This is a genomic window from Halomonas sp. SIMBA_159 (genome assembly GCF_046536035.1).
In the GTDB taxonomy this organism is placed as follows: domain Bacteria; phylum Pseudomonadota; class Gammaproteobacteria; order Pseudomonadales; family Halomonadaceae; genus Vreelandella; species Vreelandella venusta_A.
This window is the reverse complement of sequence record NZ_JAWJBT010000857.1, coordinates 1-262: the sequence shown is the minus strand read 5'-3', so window position 1 is coordinate 262 and position 262 is coordinate 1. Positions and strand designations below refer to the sequence as shown.

The 262-nt window shown below is 48.9% G+C and carries 1 protein-coding gene; it reads left to right on the top strand.

Annotation, left to right across the window (positions count from 1 at the left end):
* Positions 1-26: 26 nt before the first annotated feature.
* Positions 27-262: globin family protein (locus tag R0J87_RS21670; RefSeq protein WP_498888885.1), on the top strand; the 236-nt coding region annotated here is incomplete at its 3' end.

The window sequence follows — 262 nt, the reverse complement described above, 5'->3', positions numbered from 1 at the left end:
CCCTCACTGGCGCTCGTGAGCGTATTGTGAAACAAGCAGGGGATCAACTTTTCCAAAAACGTCCTGATGTCGTTTCTCCTGGCGGAAACGCATATGGCGAAGAAATGACAGCAACCTGCTTACGTGACATGGACTACTATCTCCGTCTGGTAACTTATGGAGTTGTTGCGGGTGATGTTACTCCCATCGAAGAAATCGGTTTAGTCGGTGTTCGTGAAATGTACAATTCTCTCGGAACTCCCATCAACGCCGTTGCTGAGAG